The sequence below is a fragment of the Streptomyces sp. GC420 genome (assembly GCF_009916105.1).
Classification (GTDB): Bacteria; Actinomycetota; Actinomycetes; order Streptomycetales; family Streptomycetaceae; genus Streptomyces.
This window is the reverse complement of sequence record NZ_JAAAXQ010000846.1, coordinates 1-418: the sequence shown is the minus strand read 5'-3', so window position 1 is coordinate 418 and position 418 is coordinate 1. Positions and strand designations below refer to the sequence as shown.

Annotated in this window: 1 protein-coding gene; it reads left to right on the top strand. The window is 74.9% G+C overall.

Going from position 1 to position 418, the window contains the following annotated elements; translation table 11 throughout:
• Positions 1–418 (top strand): bifunctional DNA primase/polymerase (locus GUY61_RS38900; RefSeq protein ID WP_166634972.1); only part of this gene is annotated, 418 nt, incomplete at both ends.

Genomic DNA, 418 nt, shown 5'->3' with positions numbered 1-418 from the left:
GCCCCAGCCGGTCCTCTGCCGCGGCGAGTGCGGACGGCCGGGTCACGGCGTGCACGACGCCACCACCGACCCGGCCGTCATCGGGGAACTCTTCGCCGCCGCCCCATGGGCCACCGGCTACGGCATCGCCTGCGGGCTGCCCCCGTACCACCTCATCGGCATCGACCTCGACGTGAAGTCCGGCACGGATTCCACGGCCGCCCTGCGCCAGCTCGCGCTCCAGCACCTGTTCACCATCCCGGACACCGTCGTCGTCCTCACCCCGAGCGGCGGCCGCCACCTGTGGCTGAGCGGGCCCGCCGACACCGTGGTCCCGAACTCCGCGAGCCGGCTAGCCCCCGGCATCGACGTCCGCGGCGCCGGCGGCTACCTCGTCGGGCCCGGCTCCCGCACCACCCACGGCATCTACCGGGCCTGT